The 17,828-nt window shown below is 46.8% G+C and carries 18 protein-coding genes; 10 read left to right on the plus strand and 8 right to left on the minus strand.

What is annotated here, in order from left to right; translation table 11 throughout:
- Positions 1 to 66 precede the first annotated feature (66 nt).
- Entirely contained in the window at positions 67 to 561 is a 495-nt protein-coding gene (locus GO003_RS24835) for a hypothetical protein (protein ID WP_231089276.1), read from the minus strand.
- A gap of 425 nt (positions 562 to 986) precedes the next feature.
- Between GO003_RS24835 and GO003_RS24840 the strand changes: the two genes are divergently transcribed.
- Positions 987 to 1,262, plus strand: a complete 276-nt coding sequence (locus GO003_RS24840; RefSeq protein WP_159657653.1) for an HU family DNA-binding protein — start codon at positions 987 to 989, stop codon at positions 1,260 to 1,262.
- A 309-nt stretch (positions 1,263 to 1,571) separates the two neighbouring features.
- Here the strand turns inward: GO003_RS24840 and blaOXA are convergent, their stop codons facing one another.
- The gene (gene blaOXA / locus GO003_RS24845) at positions 1,572 to 2,348 is read right to left on the minus strand and encodes an OXA-198 family carbapenem-hydrolyzing class D beta-lactamase (RefSeq protein WP_159657651.1); all 777 of its coding nucleotides are present in this window, start codon (positions 2,346 to 2,348) and stop codon (positions 1,572 to 1,574) included.
- A 362-nt stretch (positions 2,349 to 2,710) separates the two neighbouring features.
- Here blaOXA and GO003_RS26750 point away from each other — a divergent pair, with 362 nt between their 5' ends.
- The 6 genes from GO003_RS26750 (at position 2,711) to GO003_RS24870 (ending at position 8,720) form a co-directional block, all read left to right on the plus strand.
- Complete coding sequence (locus GO003_RS26750) at positions 2,711 to 2,959, plus strand: cation-transporting P-type ATPase (protein ID WP_407942130.1); 249 nt, start codon at positions 2,711 to 2,713, stop codon at positions 2,957 to 2,959.
- Positions 2,847 to 3,305: a hypothetical protein gene (locus GO003_RS24850; protein ID WP_159657647.1), complete on the plus strand. Its 459-nt coding sequence runs from the start codon at positions 2,847 to 2,849 to the stop codon at positions 3,303 to 3,305. The genes GO003_RS26750 and GO003_RS24850 overlap by 113 nt, the downstream gene beginning before the upstream one ends.
- Positions 3,306 to 3,905: 600 nt before the next feature.
- Entirely contained in the window at positions 3,906 to 7,373 is a 3,468-nt protein-coding gene (locus GO003_RS24855) for a TM0106 family RecB-like putative nuclease (RefSeq protein ID WP_159657645.1), read from the plus strand.
- Positions 7,373 to 7,588: a hypothetical protein gene (locus GO003_RS24860; protein ID WP_159657643.1), complete on the plus strand. Its 216-nt coding sequence runs from the start codon at positions 7,373 to 7,375 to the stop codon at positions 7,586 to 7,588. Before GO003_RS24855 ends, GO003_RS24860 begins: the two co-directional genes overlap by 1 nt.
- Before the next feature lie 91 nt (positions 7,589 to 7,679).
- Positions 7,680 to 8,318, plus strand: a complete 639-nt coding sequence (locus GO003_RS24865; protein ID WP_159657641.1) for a uracil-DNA glycosylase — start codon at positions 7,680 to 7,682, stop codon at positions 8,316 to 8,318.
- Between the two features lie 12 nt (positions 8,319 to 8,330).
- Positions 8,331 to 8,720 (plus strand): DUF805 domain-containing protein, encoded by a 390-nt coding sequence (locus tag GO003_RS24870; RefSeq protein WP_159657639.1) that lies wholly within the window; start codon positions 8,331 to 8,333, stop codon positions 8,718 to 8,720.
- A gap of 52 nt (positions 8,721 to 8,772) precedes the next feature.
- Here GO003_RS24870 and GO003_RS24875 read toward each other — a convergent pair whose 3' ends face one another.
- The gene (locus tag GO003_RS24875) at positions 8,773 to 8,964 is read right to left on the minus strand and encodes a Rossmann-fold NAD(P)-binding domain-containing protein (RefSeq protein WP_159657637.1); all 192 of its coding nucleotides are present in this window, start codon (positions 8,962 to 8,964) and stop codon (positions 8,773 to 8,775) included.
- A gap of 278 nt (positions 8,965 to 9,242) precedes the next feature.
- Between GO003_RS24875 and GO003_RS24880 the strand changes: the two genes are divergently transcribed.
- A complete protein-coding gene (locus GO003_RS24880) occupies positions 9,243 to 10,142 on the plus strand; it encodes a hypothetical protein (RefSeq protein ID WP_159657635.1) in 900 nt (299 codons plus the stop codon).
- Positions 10,143 to 10,535: 393 nt separating this feature from the next.
- Here the strand turns inward: GO003_RS24880 and GO003_RS24885 are convergent, their stop codons facing one another.
- The 4 genes from GO003_RS24885 to GO003_RS24900 form a co-directional block, all read right to left on the minus strand.
- Positions 10,536 to 10,934: a hypothetical protein gene (locus GO003_RS24885; RefSeq protein ID WP_159657633.1), complete on the minus strand. Its 399-nt coding sequence runs from the start codon at positions 10,932 to 10,934 to the stop codon at positions 10,536 to 10,538.
- A gap of 343 nt (positions 10,935 to 11,277) precedes the next feature.
- Positions 11,278 to 11,619, minus strand: coding sequence for a hypothetical protein (locus GO003_RS24890; RefSeq protein ID WP_159657631.1), 342 nt, complete (start codon positions 11,617 to 11,619; stop codon positions 11,278 to 11,280).
- A 278-nt stretch (positions 11,620 to 11,897) separates the two neighbouring features.
- Positions 11,898 to 12,998 carry a DNA polymerase III subunit beta gene (dnaN, locus tag GO003_RS24895; RefSeq protein ID WP_159657629.1) on the minus strand — a complete coding sequence of 367 codons (1,101 nt, stop codon included), beginning with the start codon at positions 12,996 to 12,998 and terminating at the stop codon, positions 11,898 to 11,900.
- Between the two features lie 69 nt (positions 12,999 to 13,067).
- Positions 13,068 to 13,343, minus strand: a complete 276-nt coding sequence (locus tag GO003_RS24900) for a hypothetical protein (protein ID WP_159657627.1) — start codon at positions 13,341 to 13,343, stop codon at positions 13,068 to 13,070.
- A 235-nt stretch (positions 13,344 to 13,578) separates the two neighbouring features.
- On the opposite strand from GO003_RS24900, the gene GO003_RS24905 reads away from it, so the two are divergent.
- Positions 13,579 to 13,842 carry a hypothetical protein gene (locus GO003_RS24905; protein ID WP_159657625.1) on the plus strand — a complete coding sequence of 88 codons (264 nt, stop codon included), beginning with the start codon at positions 13,579 to 13,581 and terminating at the stop codon, positions 13,840 to 13,842.
- Positions 13,843 to 14,129: 287 nt separating this feature from the next.
- Positions 14,130 to 15,467 carry an RNA-guided endonuclease InsQ/TnpB family protein gene (locus GO003_RS24910; RefSeq protein ID WP_159657623.1) on the plus strand — a complete coding sequence of 446 codons (1,338 nt, stop codon included), beginning with the start codon at positions 14,130 to 14,132 and terminating at the stop codon, positions 15,465 to 15,467.
- A 13-nt stretch (positions 15,468 to 15,480) separates the two neighbouring features.
- On the opposite strand, the gene GO003_RS24915 is transcribed toward GO003_RS24910, so the two are convergent.
- Complete coding sequence (locus GO003_RS24915; RefSeq protein ID WP_159657621.1) at positions 15,481 to 17,751, minus strand: SBBP repeat-containing protein; 2,271 nt, start codon at positions 17,749 to 17,751, stop codon at positions 15,481 to 15,483.
- Positions 17,752 to 17,828: the final 77 nt, after the last annotated feature.

The raw sequence follows: 17,828 nt of genomic DNA on the forward strand, positions 1-17,828 counted from the left end.
AGACCTTCGAGCCGCAGCTTAGCTTACGCAATATTCCGGATCAGCAACGCTCCGAAACCTGCTTAATCAAAACATCCCCTCCAAAACCCCCGGTGTCGCAACCTTCCCTGCCCCACCGTAAAAACTCAACTCCACCGCCTCATCCCCCGGCCTTAGCCAAAACTGCATCATCACCTCGCCCCGGATCGCGGTCAGCTTCAGATACTCTCGCAAATCCTCGGCTTTTGCATAATGCAGCTTAACCGTATCCCCGCCCCAAAGTACCGGGTGATAGGTTTCGATCTTGCTGACGTTGACCACCTTATCGGCATCCACATACAACTCACCCAAAAGGTAATAGCCATGGTTCGCCTTCAGGATTTCCACTAACCAGCGCAATGACCTGCCCTTCATGTCCACGCCCTGCGAGATAATCCGGAGTGGTTCGCTTTTAATCAGCACCGTGTCGACCGGATACAGGTTGTGGTGCATCTGGCTTTTGCCCACCGACCGGGCTTTACCGTGGTAATCGATCATCAAGCCGCCTTGCCAAGCCCCCAAAAACTGGACAGGTACAGGCAATATGCTCCAGGGTAAGACGTCAGCCGGCCAATATAGTTGACGCCAGACAGATGGCCAAAGCGCTTTTCCAGCGTGACCGAGATAAAGAATAAGGGCCTCCCAACTTTCGATGTCGGGATGTCAATGTCCGACATGAAAGAAAACAGGACCGCCAAGCCCCAGGAAACGGGCGCAACCGGATATTCGAAGACTGCGGCCCGCCCAGGTTGAGTGCCGTGGAAAAGGCCGCATGGGTACCGGCTTTAATAGCGAATTGGTACCAATTCGCTATTAAAGCTGTTAACGATCGGAATCAGTATTAAAATGACTCAGGATAAGCAAGGTAGTCACTGCGAAAAGAAAAATATTTAACCTGGCTAGCTGAAAATCGTATCATTGTGAGCTATAAATAAAGTTCTTTTTCAATTCTACACAGGATCCGCAGCATGAATAAATCCGAATTAATCGACGCCATCGCCCAGCACGGCCAATTAACCAAAGCCGATACAGCACGGGCATTAGATGGCTTGCTCAAAACCATCGAGATGACCTTAAAATCCGGGGATTCAGTCACCTTGGTCGGATTTGGCAGTTTTGAAGTTAAAGCTCGCGCCGAACGGACCGGTCGGAATCCACAAAACGGAAGCCCCATTACCATCCCGGCCGCCAATATCCCTGGTTTCAAACCTGGAAAAAACTTGAAGGACGCGGTTAACTCTTGACCTGAGAGCCGCTGACGATATTGGCACCGTATTATTCGGATTCAATTTGCTTGCAACTTGTCCCTTCAAGTCTTTTGTTTCAGGTTGAATTCGCCCACTTTCATTCGCCAAGTATCACTGCCGACCCCTAATTGACACTCGAAGCTTTGTGCTTAATGCCAGTTGGTATATTCAATGAGCTGCCATTTAACGTAAAGCTAGGGGCGCGCCTTTCATGGAAGATTGACGAAGCCACTGAAGCTGGAAAAATGACAAACCTTCAAAAACCGCTACGAAAAGGCGCGTCCCATTTGAGCGTAATGTTACGCATTATTCGATGCCCCCCTTAGCTTGTAATGCTTTTTGCGTTAGCTTCTGACGTAAGGGCAAGTCTTTTTCGTCACGGACTTCAATATTCGTGGCAAAGAACCATACATCCTTTGGAGTTTCGACATGGCCCACATACCAGCCAACTTGCGGCTTTACTCTTGTTGCCCAGCCTGTCTTGGCCCACAGCGTAAAAGCCGGCGTTTGATCGACAAGCATGATTTGTCGTAGCGTTTCGTAGGCCGATGCACTGAAGGGGAGAGTCCGCAGATGAACTTTCTTGAGGAAATTCACTTGTTCAATTGCGCTGATTTGAAGCGAACCATCAAGCCAGAATGTTGTTTCCTCAAAAGGCTCGCGTAATGCTCCGTAAACTGACTTGCGTAAATAATTTCGATACTTCTCCGCGCCGACCCGGCGTGCAAGCTCCTGAAAACACCAGACACAGGAAACCTTGAACGCACTTTCCAGCGTCTGGTCACGATTCCAATCTGGAAAATCGTAAATATGCCCGTCCCATTTCAACACATCGTCTTTTCCGGATATGACTTTTTCTTCGAGCGAGATCAGCGTATTCAGTATCTTGAACGTGGATGCTGTCGAGAATCTCTGTTTTGCGCGGAGTTCGTTGTGGATGAATGTCTTTCCGTTGTGTAGCGACGAAATCACTATAGTCCCGTCAATACCTTGTTGGGCAAAGAGCTTGGCAAGTTCCTGATCTTCAGCGACTGCTGGTACCGACAATAGAAAGGCTAAAAAAGCGATGAAGAACTTACTCATGTGTTTTTACATAACAAGTTATTAAGCTGTTAACAGTATATCTACCCCAAAACAGGGTTGTAATAATAAGTTTCTGAACTGCAGAGATTTTCCCCTTCCGTATATTATGCAAACTGAGCCAGTAGGTGAGATTGTAGGTTGTCATGCTGACCGTTACCGCATCCTTAAGTCAGGCGTTTGAGTCGCAGCTTAGGAATAAGCACAACATAAGACATTCACCAAACTGTAAAGCTAAATCATACAAACAGAAAAATATGTGGCTTCAACCCCATTAGCCCTGGCTTAGAGCCGCATTCAACTCTTGTTTTGAGTCAGTAAGTAGTAAGCTACTTTTGTTAAAGTTCCTGTATATCAAGCGGGTATTGGAATACTGGCCGGTCGACAGAGATGGTTTAGCCACTCAACAAGCCCAGGAAGGTCTTAATACCAGTGGTCCGAACCGTTTGTCATCGCCAAAAACGCGGGGGCCTTTACTTCGTTTTCTGCTAGGAGAAAAGTATGAGCCAAAAAAATCGCTTGCTGTGGACGGTTGCGCTCTTAAGTGGCGCTTTGGTTGTCGTTCTTGGCGTGCGGCTCTTTGTCGAGGTTTGGCACTATGCCGGCGAATATGACAAGAATCCGTCTCAACGTAACTTGAAGAACCAATTGATGCGTCGAAAGTCAGACTCGATGCAAGATATCCTCGATGCGATCGTTCGGGGCAGATTCAACCGTGTCAATGCCGCAGCCGTGGACATGGAAAGGTACGCCGCCACGATTGATGGCTATCTTTCCACAGACGTCTACGAGCAGCATGGCAAGTCCTTCAATGAAGCCATACACGACCTGAAACGAGCAACGGCACAAAGCGATGCCGAACTGGCCAAGGAGGCAGCGCTTAGGCTCGAGCGATCCTGCTTGGAATGCCACATGCTGATTAACGCGCACAAGGGCCAACAGGTGCAGGGCAACGAATGAGTGAAGGCCAAAAGATAGGAAATTGAAAGGCATTTTCGAACCTATTCTTGGGAACACGCCACGCCAAGCCGGCGTTTTGGTAAGCGCTTTTGTTCGTTTCCTCGGTTTCTGAGGATGTACAGTCTACTTGTGAACCAATAGGGTCAGACTCGATTGAAGAATTCTATGCAATAAAATCAAGAACTCATGCCTTATATAATGAAAAAACTACTGACATTGCCTGTTTTCGAAATTGTAAACAATGACGGATTGGACGTCTGCTGTTGAGAAAATTTTCTAATTTCATTGAATTTCCAACGGTCTGTTTATGACAGAGTCCTGTCTGTGAGCTTCTCGAAATAGTGTCGGTCTGAATCTCAGTTATACGGTATTCAACATGTGACAAGGCTCAATTGAAAGCTGTCTTTTCGTTGGTTTCAACAAGCCTTGAAACCAAGAATTGAAAAAATGAACCCTCCACTAGTCAACGCTTGCATATTTATAAAGTGGCAGATAATGGGTGAATAACTGGAATCATTAACCCCCATCCATAAACGAAAACGCATGTACATAAATTCATTAGATCAACTTGTTTTCTCCCCGTCCGATCTCGTTCTCGCAATGCGATCTCCCTTCGCATCCTGGATGGAACGTCTAGCTATTGAATCTCCTGCTATGATAGCCGGCATTGAAAAGGATCACGATCCCATGATGGCTTTATTGGCCGCCAAGGGTAATACCCACGAAGCGAACTTTCTCAAATCTCTGCAGGATACGCACGGCAACAAAGCTATAGCGATGGTTAAAGGTCAATCCCATCACGACAGAGCAACTGAAACCTTCGGTTACATGCAGGCTGGCTATCCGTTCATCTATCAAGCCTATTTGTCGCGAGATGGATTCGCCGGCAGAGCCGATTTTCTGGTCAAGGTTGAAGGCAAATCCAATTTGGGCGATTACCATTACGAAGCCTGGGATACCAAGCTCTCTCAAACCACACGCCCGTATTTTCTGATTCAGCTTTGTTGCTACAGTTGGATGCTGGCATCGATCCAAGGCGTCATGCCGATTGAGGCTGCCATTGTGCTGGGCGATCTGACTGAAGATCGTTTTCGTATCGCCCGCTATTACAGCTTCTTCGATCGCTTGAAACGCGACTTTCTGAATGCTCAAGACGCATTCACCGCCGATTTCGCCTGCATGCCTGATCCTGCCTATTGCAGTGAACATGGTGCCTGGGCATCTTTCGCTACAGACTGGATCGAGAGAACCGATAGCTTGGCGCAGATCGCTGGTATCCGCAAAAGCCATATTCGTAAACTCCGTGCTGCCGGCGTTGATACTATGACTGATTTTGCCGTTAACGACATCAAACCGGTCAAAGGATTTCCTAATGCGACACTGATAAAACTGAAAGCCCAGGCCGAAATTCAACACGCCTCCCGAGGCCTTGAAAAACCGCTATTTAAGATCCTCCAAAACGATAACGGTAAGGGTTTGTCCGCGTTGCCGCCGGCGTCTGCTTTGGACGTGTTTTTCGACATCGAGGGACATCCGTTGTATGACGGTGGTTTGGAATATCTATGGGGCACCAGTTATCGCTGCCCCGATGCCGCCCAAGGGAAGCGCTATGCTTTCAAGGATTGGTGGGCGCATACGCCTGAACAAGAAAAAGCCGCATTCGAAGGCTTTATTGATTGGGTCTATGCTCGATGGAAACGCGACAACACCCTGCATGTCTACCACTATGCCAATTACGAAGTGGCTGCCATGCGCAAACTCTCTACCCGGTATGAAACCCGAATCAAAGAAGTTGCCGAAATGCTGGCCAACGGCGTCTTCGTTGATCTGTATAAGCTTGTCATAAACGGCCTAATTCTTGGGGAAAAGTCCTACAGCATTAAATGCGTCGAGCATCTGTACCGAGGCAAACGAACCACGCAAGTCGCTAATGGCGGCGAATCCGTCATTTTCTATGAAATGTGGCGAGAACAAGGCGGTGTTACCAACTGGAGTGACAACGCCAATGGCTATCAGTCTTGGCTAGCCGAACCCGCCGCTTTTGATTGGACACAATGGCCTGAATTGAAGGATATTCGTGATTACAACATCGACGACTGCGAAAGCACGCTGGAGTTGGTGGATTGGCTGCGTCAACAGCAATCATTGGCCGGTATCGACTTTAAGCCTAAAACGGAACCTGATGAGTCCAGCCAGGAAAAATCGGCTCGGCAAATCCAGGCAGCGGATAAAAAAAAGGCGCTGCGTGACTGGCAGGAACGTCTTTCGGAACGGTTTGAAGCCGAAGAATCTTTCAAGAACGACCCCATTGCCCAATTAGTCATGGATCTGATTGGATTTCACAACCGCGAGCGCAAGCCAAAAATCTGGGCCTATTTCGAGCGTCTGGAAAAACCCGAAGAGGAATTGTTCGACGATGATACCTGCCTGCACAATGCCGTCATCATCGATCAACAGCCATCCGATGACGGCGTTATTTTCCGTTACCTATTCGACAGCAAGCAACCGGTCAGAAAGGACAAGTTTGCCACCGGAACCATCAGGGGCACCGACATTCGAGTGAAAGGCATTCGTTTCCCTGAATCCGAAACGGATGCGCTGGTTGACTTCATCGCTGATCCGGATCAAATAGCAAAGCTTGGTACCGATTGCATCACGTTGTTCGCCGACGAGCCGTTTATCAACACCGAGACGTTGGAAACCAGGCTGTGCGAAGTGGCGGAAGCCTTGTTCGATGGCCGACTGCCCGGTGCAATTCAATCGATACTGAACCGAGAAAAGCCGGTTTTCAAAACGGATTTTGAGGGCAATAACCATTACTTGCCGATCACTCGCTCAAGATTCCTTGAAGACGACGGGTATCTGCACGCCATCATTTCAGCGGTCGAAGCGATGGATAACAGTACGATGTGCATCCAGGGCCCTCCCGGTGCCGGTAAAACGTTCACCGCCAAGCACATCATCACTGCTTTGGTGAAAGCAGGAAAACGTGTCGGCGTCATGAGTAATAGCCATGCTGCGATCATGAATCTTTTGGATGCCCTCCACGAACCCACCGAGCACGCAAGGATTGCCAAAGTGGGTGGCTTTGGTTCGACACAGGACGCATTCAAGGAGAGATATTCCGAAGAGCATTTTCCGAATTACGTATACAGAGCCTCCATGAATTTCACCAAACGCGAGCCTTATCATTCGTTTGCGGTGATCGGGGCAACCGCCTATGCCTTTGCCTCCAGTACCGCTTTTGAATCCCCTATCGATTATCTTTTCGTTGATGAGGCCAGCCAAGTTGCCTTGGCCAATTTGATTGCCGTGGCAGGATGCGCAAGAAACTTGGTCCTCATGGGCGATCAAATGCAATTGGAGCAACCCATTCAAGGAAGTCATCCTGGGCGCTCGGGATTGTCAGTATTGGATTACATGCTTGGTGGACACGGCGTTATTCCTGAAGACATGGGAATCTTCCTGGAAAGGACGTATCGAATGCACCCGGCCGTGTGCCTCCCGTTATCTGAGGTGGTTTACGAAGGCAAACTCAAGGCAGCTACAAACAATGACCGGCAAAGGGTTTCGGTACCGGACTCCACGCTGATCAAGCAGACCCATGGGGTCATGGTGGTCAACGTTGATCACGATGGCAACCGACAAAGTAGCGAAGAGGAAGTGGATGTTATCCAGCGGCTCATCCATGACCTTAAAACGGGGTGTTTTACCTCTAAAAATGGCGAAGCTCGTCCAATCGCCGATGAAGATATCCTTGTTGTTTCGCCTTACAATATGCAGGTCAATTTGCTCAAAGATCTCCTCGGTGACCAAATTGCTATTGGCACAATAGACAAGTTCCAGGGTCAGGAAGCGCCTGTGGTGATCATTTCCATGGCCGTCAGTGATGTCGAGGAAAGCAGTCGAGGTCTTGATTTTCTTTTCGATATCAACCGGCTGAATGTTGCTGTCTCAAGAGCTCAGGCTTTGGCTATTATCGTTGCCAATCCGGGCTTGGAGTGTTGTCGGGTTTCATCGCTTCAGCAAATGGAAAAGGCCAGCTTTTATTCTCGCCTGGTGTCGTGATGACCGCAATTCCAATTGGCGTCGCTTGCAAGCATAACTGGTACTCTGCGCCTGGCGGGTGTTTGGGCAAGCCATACCCGCACAGTCATTGTCGGCATTTTCAACAGGACATACCTACCGTCGTTGAAAAACTGGTGGGCTGTGACGGCACCAAAAGTACACGCTGGATTCGTAGCGAAGTGCCGGCTGGCTGTCCAACTTTTGCAGGGAGGTAGAAAATGACCACAATCCCATCACCTTGTGAAAATATGTCTGGACATCAATCACAATCGATTAATGAACCGATACTAATTAAAGGAGAACTAAATGCAGCCTAATCATGATTTAGCAAAACGACTCATTGAAACTCTACCATACGGCTTGACTGGACTTTTCAATCCCTGGAGAGACCGCTGTGAACACCAGACCGCTATTAATGACTCAAATTCTAGATTTTTGCGGCTTTCTTATCATTTAGCATGCACCCCTGAATTTATCTTCATAGGCGAAGCAGCTGGTTATCAAGGATGTCGTTATAGCGGTATTGCTTTTACCAGTGAGCGATTGATACTGGAAGGCGCAATTCCTCGCATTCCCTCTGTACCGGGTCGGCTTTCAAGCAGAAAACTCCCTTTTTCTGAACCTTCTGCAACCATTGTTTGGAAGACACTTTATAGGCTGGGGATCGCAGAACAAAGTATCCTTTGGAATGCCGTTCAACTGCATCCCTACACAGAAGGCAAACCTTGGTCTAATCGAACACCAACTCAGGAGGAAATAGCCCTTGGGGTTCCGGCAATACGTATTCTGAAACAAAGCTTTCCTAATGCAAAGATGGTTGCAGTAGGTAAAAAGTCCGCTGTACTATTAGCAGGTATGGGGGTCGAAGTCACGTCAACTGTGCGACATCCTGCTAATGGCGGTGCTACGGAATTTGCGAGAGGTATTGACACGCTTATCGTTTGATGGGAGGTTATCTTGAGTTACTATTTTGCAGCATTCAAGAAATACAGCGTCTTTAAAGGCCGTGCCACCCGAAGTGAATATTGGTATTTCACGCTGTTCAATATTCTCGCTGTCGGATTATTTGGCCTAATTGATCAGCTCATGGGTACTTTTAACTTTGACGCCGGCTATGGGCCACTGAGCGCGATATATACTTTGGCGATGATTCTTCCTGGTCTTGGCGTTTCCATCAGACGCTTGCATGACACAGGCCGATCTGCGTGGTGGTTTTTGATTACCGCCATCCCTGTGTTAGGTCTACTGGTATTTTTTTATTTCGCTTTCCTTGATAGCGACCCGGATTCCAATGATTATGGTCTCTCGCCAAAATGGAATTACACCATTCAAAATATTCCCCACTGATCATTCGTGGTGATCAACTGTAGGAAGGAAATAAAGATTCTTACTGAACAAGTCATTGCTTCATTTTTTCCAAGATGGCGTATTTTTCGCCGGTCGATAAGGATTTCACCTTTTCGGCCAGCGCCACGTACTCAGCGATCCGCTTGCCCGGCTCCATATCATCGACCATATCTGCAATTTCATCGTGCAAATAATCCACCATCAACGTGTCAATAAATGACCAGCTCAGTACGTCGGTAACCATCTTTAGCTAGTCATCTGAAAGCGAAATTGGCGTACTTAAAACAATACGCCAAAGCGGTCGCAAACTTCGGATAACTGACCAGCAGCCTACGCATCCGGTTTTGATTTCAAAACTCGCTCAACGGCTGGCGACTTGTACGCCGTAAACGCCTTACTCTTCTTCTTATCGTCCTTATCATCACTCCTAACTCACCAATCTTAATAAATTTAATTGCAAAATATTATTATAAAATATAATAAATACTTTAATATTTTGTTATTAGATCATGGTTATTAAAGATGGACATCAATAGCGTAAAAATTAGTTTGTGCGATAAGCTTTTTTATTTAACAACATCTTTAGTTTGTTCAGCAGGTTTTACATCTTGTTTGGCGCTCATAGTGGATTACATAACAGATAAACCATCCGAAAATTTTTTACGGGAATGGTTAATTGTGGGTTATGTGCTTTCATTGTGCCTTTATTGCGCCATTATTAAATTACAAAAAAAAGCGCGTTATACCTACATTGTCTACAATTTAATCGACGAAGCATTATTTGTTTTTAGATCAAATGATTTAACCAATGAAAATCTAAATAAAAAGATTAAAGCTGTAATTAATATTGCTGATGACGTTATTTGTTATGTCAAAAATTTCAACAAAAGTTCTGAAGGGTTTGAATTCATTTACGATACTTACAATACCTATCTCGCCAAGATCGCTCAGTTAATTCAAACCTATGAGCGAATTGAAGGGGGTCAGCTTGATGCCAGTGATTACCCTGGGCTTGAGGCAGAGCTTAATGCTTTGCTGGATGTTGTAAAGGCCCAGTTGATCCTGAAAAACACAATAGTAGACGAAAATCATGCTCTGCGCATCATCAAATCATCATCCTACAACGCCAATAAAGAGATAAGCAAAAAAATTAAAAATTTAATAGCTATTTTGTCCGATATAAACAGCGCCTATTTACACAAGACAAACAATACCGATCAAACCAGGAAAAAAGTGATTGAAATTGTAACACGGCAGATTGCCCGAGTACTTCAAACCCATGATCGAATTGAAAGAGGTCAGCTTGATCCAAGTGATTACCCAGGGCTTGAGGCAGAGCTTAATGCTTTGCTGGATGTTGTAAAGGCCGAATTAATCCTGCAGAGCAAGGAGTTGATTAGACATGCTTCTATTCAGATTTAATTCAAAGTCCTTCAGGTAGCGCGTCACACTGTCAGCGCTGGTTCGGGCTATGCGTTCGATGTTCTTGTGCGCCAAGCCCAGTGCCTTAAGGTAGGAACATGCAGCTTTTTCTTGGTCGGCGTTGATAGATGCTCCATGAATTGTTGGTACACTTCGTCAATGGCCTTTTCGGAAAAGTCGATCTTTAGCATGTCTGGCTTTACGCTTAAATTTGCGTATTATACCGCTTCATATTCCGCAAATGCGGCCACGCTGCATATTCTGATTAATTTGAACACTGATTCTGGACGAACTTGAACAGTTAAACATGGCAGTCCATGAGATAAATGGCTACTTGCGTTCTGATTTCCAACCTCAGAATGCTAATAGCCGAAGTATAAAGTTTCGTTCTGCTCAATCCAAAGCAAATACAAATATCGAAATGAATAGTTTTAATAGTAAAAGTAAATTAAATAATATCGCTGGCATTGTTGCAAAAATGTACCAGTCACCGGGGTTCCATGCATAAGCAAACCCTGACACACCTACAATAGGGTTCCAGGACAGCGTACTTGTAAAGCGTTCCCCGATTTTATATTCTGTATGCCCTGTATTAACTTTTTGATAGTCCCCATTATCAAACTTAACAGTCGCAAACCAGGAAGATGAACGTCCTTTCGATTCGAATGCAGACAAGACGATACCGCCTTGCGGTTTTGCATACGTTGGCCCTTTTAAGTATATCTGATACTCACCATACCCAACGATAAAAGCTATCGTAGCTATTAAAACTAACCGAATTACTTTTTTCACTGCATTCTCCTTTTTACTCTCGGAAAATTGGCCCGATACCTTCTCATTTTGAAAATAGCCGAATTAAATGGCAAAAGTACATTGCACAGACACCGACTAACCATTAATTAAAACAGCCACCGCCAGACCCCGATTGAACTCGTCACCGTAAACCCCAATTGCATAGCCACTATCGACCAGGTTCTGGTTTTAATGCCGTAGCTGAGCCAAGCCGCATTCGATAGAAGAAACGCCACAAAACCCCAACCAGAGAATGAGGTGTTAAGCCCGAGGACAAGACTTCCAAGCATTCCGGTAATTGATCCAAACCATTCAACAAATTTGAGCATTAGTTCCCTGATAATTAAATTGGCAGGTGATTGTCTAGCCAAAAATCGTTAAAAATATCTTTCTGGCTCAATGCGTTATCATTTTTATCAATCGCGGCTTTAAAATAATCCTCAACGAAATTTATTGCTTCAACGTGAGCATTCTTGTAGCCGTATTTCTTGTACGAAAAACACTGTTCTGGCTCACCCTCTATTCTCGCAACTACTTTATTGCCGTCTATGTGCCTAAAAACTCTAGCCTGCGGCTTTCTATCAGCATGCAGCTTCGCTGTTGGATTCAACCCCACGTTATACTCCAATGATTCTTTTCCCCCATACAGGCCATACCAATTACCGCCGATACAATCAATATCCATCTCTAAACTCCAAATTATTCAACATTGCTAGTTTCGATAACGAATTCAATGAAATTTGCAGGCACATTGCTAGTTCGCGCTGATATTCCACAGCAATCGCATGGATCGAATGCCAGATACGAACCTTTCGGGCTCTGTTCAGTTATTGTCGCCAAACTCCCTGCTGAGATTTTCAAAAACGCGTTTAAAACATCTTTTGTCGTCCTGACTCTTTTTCCCCTGTAATCACGTTTCAACTTTGGATGCGGCATAGTTTTAATAGGCATTTTCCCTCCAACTCAGATACGCATCGGCATCACAAGGTACCAAAACAGAGAATCACTTTGACCCTCAATAAAACAAACGCTGGTATTTTCGGCAACCGTCATCTTGACGTCTTTGCCATCTATATTATTCACCGCATCGAGCATGTATTTTGCGTTGAAGGCTATTGAAATAGGATCGCCGTGATAATCGACAACCAAGTCTTCCTCTGCTTCATCATGCTCTGGGTTATCGGTACTTATCTTCAACGAAGCACTTTTTATATCAAAGCTCACTCCTTTGTATTTTTCGTTGGAAAGTACCTCAACCCGCTTTATCGAGTCTTTTAACAACCCGCGATCTACGATTATCGGTTTCAAAAATAATTGATTCACTATGCGATCAAAATTCGGAAACTTATCAGCCACCAACTTAGAAGAAAAAACAACGTTTTTATATAAAGCCTCAAGGGTGTTTCTCGAAACTCTAATTTCTACATCTTCTTCCAATCCATCAAGTAAACAACTTAATTCTTGAACCGCCTTTTTGGGCACTATGATTTTTGCGTTGAGCCCTGTTGACCCAATATCTTCCTTGTAAACAGCCAAGCGATTACCATCTGATGCTACTAGCTTGAGCATGGAGTCATTGATAGTCATTTCTATCCCGTTTAGGTAATTCCTCTCACTGTTGATCGCCATGCAAAAAGCCGTTTTATCAAGGCCGCCTTTCAATTTACCTGCATTTACAATGAAGCAAGTGTCTGCTTCCGTGTGATTGAATTCCGGAAAATCATCAGCGGGTAGCGTGTTCAGTATATAAGTGCAACTTCCTGATGACAGATTGATCTTGTCACCCTCCAAATCAAAATGGATGTCGCTACCGGTAGGTAACAGCCTGCAAATATCCAGTACCTTTCGCGCATCTAAAGTTATATTGCCTTCTACGCGGATATCGTTCAGATTCAATTGAATGACGATCTTAACTTCAAGATCTGTAGCCGTGATAACCAATTTGCTATCACGACATTGGAGAAGTACATTCGAAAGGATCGTACAGGCCTGCCTTTTATCAATGATGCGAGCTATTTGTTGCAGTGGACCTACTATCTGCTCTCGGTTTACGGAGAATTTCATCGGTTTTTCCCTTTTTTCTAAATTGGTTTCATTCCATTTTATGGACTAATTCAATAATGCAAGCCCATTTCAGTCCGTTTTCGCCAAGCGATTTAATTCACTGACCACGCAGCCAGAAACCGAAAAACCATCCACCCATTCGTCTTTTAAATGGCATTCGAATACGCTTTCGTGCGGCTTATGAATCAGACGATCCAGCAGCAAATACACGATATTTCCCTGCTTGTCTTTTTTAAAATCAAGTGCCTTAGCTTCAATGGCAGACGAGTTTTCCCGAAACTGAATTACTAGATCGCGGCTTGCTTCGTTTAGGCTGATGTTTTTAACTACGCGATTGTTGGTCATATTTTAATTTTAATATTCGAAATGAGTCAGTTGGAAAGACGCGCTTTTTCGGCCTCTTTCGTAGTTTTTGATTCTTTATTCAAGCCGCAAGCTTTTTCAAAGCGTCAATTCGTTCCTTTAGCTCAGGGATTGAATTTAAAAAACGGTACACGAACGCATCAAGATGCCGGCCCAAGTACACGATGATGACAAACTGTTGGTCGATCTAAGCGGGCCTTGTGTGAATTAGGAAGCGGTGCTGCATCGAATCGAGCGTGAAGTCATTAAAGAACAAAAAGAAAAAGTCGAAAGAGCTTTCGAGAAATGCCGTTGTGATGGCGAAGCCAAATGTTTGAAGCCGTTCGATTTTGAAGGGTTGGAAAAAGTCACCGATGAAGAAAAAATCTCCATGAAGGTGGATGAATGTCTTTGCAAAAATGGAGGCTCAAGACCAATGTCATTCGTCGGTAATTTCGTGGTCGATAAAAACGATCCGAGACTGCCGAAAGTGATTTTTTGAGACTTGCATTCCTGGCAACCTGTTTTAACCTGTTTCCAACACACTAACAGGAAGCTGAAATGACTATGACATCTGAATCAATCAAATCGACGATTCAATCACGCCTGCTCGAAATGGTCGAATCGCGACACGAGTTAATCAAGCATGCGAAATTTTTATCCCATTTAGGTATTTCCTTTAAAGAATCCAGGCTTTGAGGGAGCACAGGACGTGAGACGCCCCCCTAGCGAGACCGCGTTCGCTTTTCTTAGTGGCGAGCGCGAGGGTAATTTATATAGGCATGAGACATGACAATTCGCGCATACAAACAGGAAATCAGACCGAATGCCATGCAAAGGGCTGAACTAAACCAGTATTTTGGTGCTGGCCGATGGGCTTTTAATTTTGGGTTGGACATGATCAGCAAGGCTTATGCTCGCCGGAAAGATGGCGTCAATTATATTGGCGTGTCCAAGCTGATAACAAAACTGAAAAAAACCAGCCGTTACGCATGGCTTAATGAAATCCCATCCGACGTGGTATCGCAAAAGCTAAGAGATTTGGATAGGGCTTTTCAAAATTTCTTTGCGGGTCGCGCGAAATATCCGAGATTTAGAAAGCGCAAAGCGAGTGCTTCAATCCGGTTTAATTTTGATCCGCGTCACTGTGGCAAGGTGAAGGCATGGGCGAATGGCGAGATGGTTCTACCTAAACTTGGAAAAATCAAGTTGACCGAAAAGCTGCCAGCTGGCATGCCAAAGCTGATTACGATCAGCACCGACGGCACAGGAAGATATTACGCCAGTTATGCGGTCGATCAGGTGATTCAGTTTAAGCCAAAGACCAGCTCAATGGTGGGTATTGATATGGGCCTGAATCATCTGGCAACACTGTCTGATGGCCAAAAAATCGAGAACCCCAAGTTTTTAAAATCCTTGCTCAAAACCTTGCGAATCCGGCAAAAAAGCCTATCCAGAAAGCGAAAAGGGTCTGAGCGATGGAAATATCAAGCCAGGCGTGTGGCTAAAGTGCATGCAAGAATACGGGATAGTAGACGTGATTATTTACATAAAGCGACCACGGCAATAGTCGAGAACCAAGACGTTATATTTGTCGAATCCCTTCATGTGAAAGGCATGGCCAGGAATCCGAAGCTATCCCGTACCATCCACGATACCAGCATGGGCGAATTTTTATCCATGCTCAGGTACAAGTGCGAATGGTACGGAAAAGAGTTCATCGAAGTTGACCAATGGTATCCGTCATCAAAGACGTGTTCCTGTTGCGGTCATCGATTAGATGAATTGGATTTATCAACCCGAAGCTGGACGTGTCCGAAGTGCAAGGCGGAACACGACCGGGACGTTAACGCGTCTCGTAACATCCTCGCTGAAGGGTTGCGAATACGGGCGGGGAGCCCGGATTTTAAGCGCGTGGAGAATCGAGCGCTGGCTTCCAATCAATCATTGAACGGAAGTGAAACTCGTATCAATGAAGCGCGAATTGTAGGCGAACCGAAAATCCCGTATGGAACGGGATCGAGGGGGCGCATGACGAATTCCAGGGTGGCATTCTTGATGCTCAATAGCGAAGGTGATGCCGCGGATAAGGTGGTTGAGAAAACAGGCTTGCAGGAGGAGGTATGATGCTAGCGCGCTTTTATGGGCGGTACCTAAGTACAAAAAGTCCATCAATCCCTCGCAGGGGGGAAGGGGTGCTGGGTCCGAGAATGAAGCGGGCTGGTTCGCGAACATAGTGAGTGGCGCCTTCTCCGGAGACATAAAATGCATCGTTGCCGATAGCCACGGCTTTTGCTGCCCCTTCAAGAAAGGTGTGCCAGAAGAAGAGGCCATCTGCGGCATTCAAAGAAAATACCACGCCTTCCTGAAAAAAACTTGCAGTATTGAAGGGGGTAGCCGGTCCAGCGCCAGTGGGAGCCGCCCAGGAGGATTCGGCATAGCCGGTAATCACTAATGCTCCGGTATCCGTGAGTTTGAGGTCCGCAAGTTCATCCCTGTCAGCTGAGCCATAATATCCGTGCCATTGGTATTCGCCGTCTTCGGAATATTTCGTGACGAAGATGTCATGAGAACCGTGAAACGGCTCCAAAGGTTTGCTGCCGTCAGGTCCGAGCCGCGCGGCGTCAGCCGTGCCTGAAATCAAAACGCTTCGGTCAGTATCAGCAACGACTCTCATCCTTCGCCCGGCGCTGCTGTTGATCAGTGTGGCTAAACTTGCATCCTGGAAACTATGCCAAAGATAGCTGCCGTCGCTTTTCAATTTCAACAGGAATAAATCCGCTACCACTTCCGAATCGCTGCTTATGGGATGCAAGGGCATGGTGCCTTTGGCGCCTGGCCAACCCACGTTAGCCAGTCCGGAGACGTAGATGTTCCCATCACTGTCGATAGCCAGGCCACCGGCGTAAGCGCTGCTGTTTCTGTTGCGACCATAAAATGTATGCCATTGATATTGGCCCTTACCATCCAGCTTCGCCACGAAGGGGGCGAAGGAACCAGCCCCGGCCAGGTGGCTGGGTACCTGAAGGCTGCGGTTGAGTGGAGCACCTCCGCCATCCTGATTCCATTCCAGAGTGCTTTCACCGGTAACGTAAACGGCATCCGATGCGTCAACGGCGATGTCGTAAATAGCATCGTGCCCCAGATTGGTCCCTCCGCCGATAAAGCGATGCCATTGGTACTCGCCGGACTGATCCAGTTTAAGAACAAAGCCGTCGAGATTTCCTCCATGGAAGGCGCTTAGCGGATTTTGTCCCAAAGGCCCTCGCCAATTGGCACTGCTAGCCCCTCCGATATAGATATTGTTAGCGCGATCTAGCGCAAGCCTGAGGTGGTTGTAGCCCGAAACGGTATTAGTACTGCCCAGGAAGGTGTGCCAGAGATAATTCCCTTGGGAATCAAGTTTGAGCACCCAAAGGTTTCGCACAGCGGTGTAAGCATTGATGGGCGCCGCGCCGATATCGCCTGGCCACGCGCCGAACGCGATGCCGGCCACAATCAGGTTGCCGTCATTATCGACCACTGAGGTCTGGGTTTCCGGATTTCCCTCTTCCGGCTGGCCACCATAAAACGTATGCCAGACATAGGCTGGGGTTACAGCTGTCCCGGCCTGGCTGCACGTGTAGGACAGGTCGGTTACGTCTGCCTGAACTACGGTTCCGCTAGCCAATGAGGGAGTACAGATCTGCCCTGCAGGTTGGGCTGCGATCGTGATCGTAAACCCGGTACCCACGGATAGTCGGTCCGGGAATGCGAAGGATCCATTCGCCTTGATCGAAAAAGCCACGCCATTGTTCAGCTTCAGGGATAGTTCGCCACCCGCAAGCCCTGAAACAGTACCCCCAACCGTCGACCGGTCGCTAACAAGCGTTTTCGAAGCAGTGACCAGAGCTTCAACCATCACATTGATATGTCCTGCGAGATCGATAGGCGTTCGACCGACATAAGTGATGCCGGCTTTTTGTGCCCGACGGAGATGGCTACCCACAGCCGCCTCGAATTTTCTTTGAGCCCTGTTGAGGGCGTTGGTAAGTTTGCCGGCATTGACCTTGGCGGCGTTGGCAGCTTGGGCATTCAACGCCGAGGCACAATAAGTGGCAACACTGGAAATGAGGTTCGAATAGAGCCGTTTGCTCGATGCGTTGGAGTTGTCCCAAGCCGTCAGTACTTCACTCGTCAGGTCTTCAATTTGCTGGGACTGAACCCCAACGACTCCTGCCCCATCAAGGTCAACCCAACACGCTCCACCTTTTTTCCGTTCACGGGTTACTGCTCGATTCCAGGCCGATGTAAACGACGAGTAAGCCTTAGCCAGGCAAGCCTCACGCTTGGCGACGGCACTACCCTTGGCAAAGTTCAGAACGTAGCTGCTCTCGCAAGCCGACACTTTGGCACAGAGCTTCGCAGACACAGCCAATTGCGCTGATTGGCATGTGGCCGTTGAAGCCTGGGTGGCTGTGCACGCTAAGGCAAACACCACTCCGACGA

The sequence above is a fragment of the Methylicorpusculum oleiharenae genome, from assembly GCF_009828925.2.
Taxonomy (GTDB): Bacteria; Pseudomonadota; Gammaproteobacteria; order Methylococcales; family Methylomonadaceae; genus Methylicorpusculum; species Methylicorpusculum oleiharenae.

Excerpts from the sequence above, each read along its gene's own strand:
- GO003_RS24860 (WP_159657643.1), top strand. The coding sequence starts at position 7,373 with ATGACCGCAATTCCAATTGGCGTCGCTTGCAAGCATAACTGGTACTCT.
- GO003_RS24840 (WP_159657653.1), top strand. The coding sequence starts at position 987 with ATGAATAAATCCGAATTAATCGACGCCATCGCCCAGCACGGCCAATTA.
- GO003_RS24875 (WP_159657637.1), bottom strand. The coding sequence starts at position 8,964 with ATGGTTACCGACGTACTGAGCTGGTCATTTATTGACACGTTGATGGTG.
- GO003_RS24865 (WP_159657641.1), top strand. The coding sequence starts at position 7,680 with ATGCAGCCTAATCATGATTTAGCAAAACGACTCATTGAAACTCTACCA.
- GO003_RS24850 (WP_159657647.1), top strand. The coding sequence starts at position 2,847 with ATGAGCCAAAAAAATCGCTTGCTGTGGACGGTTGCGCTCTTAAGTGGC.
- GO003_RS24900 (WP_159657627.1), bottom strand. The coding sequence starts at position 13,343 with ATGACCAACAATCGCGTAGTTAAAAACATCAGCCTAAACGAAGCAAGC.
- GO003_RS24880 (WP_159657635.1), top strand. The coding sequence starts at position 9,243 with ATGGACATCAATAGCGTAAAAATTAGTTTGTGCGATAAGCTTTTTTAT.
- GO003_RS24910 (WP_159657623.1), top strand. The coding sequence starts at position 14,130 with ATGACAATTCGCGCATACAAACAGGAAATCAGACCGAATGCCATGCAA.
- blaOXA (WP_159657651.1), bottom strand. The coding sequence starts at position 2,348 with ATGAGTAAGTTCTTCATCGCTTTTTTAGCCTTTCTATTGTCGGTACCA.
- GO003_RS24855 (WP_159657645.1), top strand. The coding sequence starts at position 3,906 with ATGCGATCTCCCTTCGCATCCTGGATGGAACGTCTAGCTATTGAATCT.
- dnaN (WP_159657629.1), bottom strand. The coding sequence starts at position 12,998 with ATGAAATTCTCCGTAAACCGAGAGCAGATAGTAGGTCCACTGCAACAA.
- GO003_RS24890 (WP_159657631.1), bottom strand. The coding sequence starts at position 11,619 with ATGGATATTGATTGTATCGGCGGTAATTGGTATGGCCTGTATGGGGGA.